The sequence below is a fragment of the Bradyrhizobium sp. SHOUNA76 genome, from assembly GCF_023006445.1.
GTDB lineage: Bacteria > Pseudomonadota > Alphaproteobacteria > Rhizobiales > Xanthobacteraceae > Bradyrhizobium.
In genome coordinates, this window is sequence record NZ_JALBHA010000857.1 from 1 (window position 1) to 1,493 (window position 1,493).

The following is a 1,493-nucleotide window of genomic DNA, read 5'->3' on the forward strand; positions in this document are numbered from 1 at the left end:
GGACGATGACGAGCAGGCGCGGATCGCGTCCTTCGGCGCGCGCGATCCGCGGCATCTGGCTCCATGCGAACAGCGCGCCGGAACCGACCAGAAGCTCGCGCCGCGTCGGCAGGTGATTGACGGAGCCCATGCTCACCTCCTCTGAAAATCCGCCGACATGAACAGCAATGCCAGCGCCTGCTGCCGGCTCTCGGCGCGGCCGACCGCCTGCTTCACCTCGGAGGTGATCTGCGATGCGAAGACATCCTCGATGATGGCTTGCGGATCGGACATGCCGCTGATGCGCTCGGCAAAATTGTTGGCGACGTCAAGCCGCCGGCCGACGCCGTCGATCCAGCTCGCCTCGTCATCCGGATAGCCTTTTGGCGCGGACGGACGCCACAGCGGCTCGCCGAGCAGCTCCTGGCCGCCGGTGAAGCGGACCGGATCGACCTGCGTGATGCCGGTCGTGCGCACCATGCCGACGACCCATTCGCCGGGCCGCTTGAGCTTCGACGGCGGCGCGCGCCAGGCCTCGTCCGATGACACCATCGCGATCGCGACCTGCTTGAGATCGCCCTCGGTGTCGCGAAAAGTCTTCACCATCTGCTCGACGAGCGCCGGCGGCGGCTCGTCGGCGACGAAATGGCGCGCGAGCTTGGTCGCGACATGGGTCGCGGTTGCCGGATGCGCGGCGAGGTCGCGCAGTACGGCGCGGCCCTGCTCGGCGTCGTCCTGCTCGTAGCGCTTGCCGAGCACGGTCTGTCCGCCCGGCTCATGCAGCCGCGGATTGAAGGTGAACTCGCCGCCATGCTGGGGATCGGCACCGGGCGGCACCAGCGTCCAGCCGGTCATGACGTTGGCGAATCCGATGACGTCGTCCTGGGAGTAGCCCGTGCGCACACCGAGCGTATGCAGCTCCATGATCTCGCGCGCGATGTTCTCGTGGAGTCCACGGTTGCGGTTGATGCCTGCGGTCGAGTTGGCGCCCATCGATTCCAGATTGTCGAGATAGAACAGCATGGCCGGATGGCTCTCGACGGCCTGCAGCAGGTCGACAAAGCGGCCGAGCGCGTTGGCGCGAACCGCTTCGCGCTCATAGGCGCCGGACATGCTCTGGATCTTGTTGGCCGAGATGCAGAAATGATTGGACCAGAACCAGACCAGCCGCTCGGCAAAGCCGATATCGGCCGCGAGCGCAGCTTCCGTGCGAAGCTTGGCTTCCTGCAAATAGATCGGACGTCCGGGATCGGGAATGGCGTCAGCCGCCTGCTTGGCCGCCATCTCGGCAGCATCCTTCTCCTGGGCATAGCCCTGCGCTTGCCCCTCGGGCTGCGCCTGGGCTTGATCGCTCGATGCCGACGCCATCTGCTGCTTCTTGGCCTGCTGCTGCGCCTGCTTGGCCCGCGCCGTCCGCCGGGCATTGGCGTCGGCCACGGTGCGATAGGCCTTTGCGCTGGTGGGAAGGCTGGCTGCAGCACTCAACGTGAGCGGCCGGTCGAGCTCGGCGATCA

Annotated in this window: 1 protein-coding gene; it reads right to left on the bottom strand. The window is 66.8% G+C overall.

Annotated elements, in window-relative coordinates:
• Positions 1-132 precede the first annotated feature (132 nt).
• Positions 133-1,493, bottom strand: a 1,361-nt coding sequence (locus tag MOV74_RS37950; protein WP_246932614.1) for a DUF1800 family protein, incomplete at its 5' end; no start/stop codon positions are given.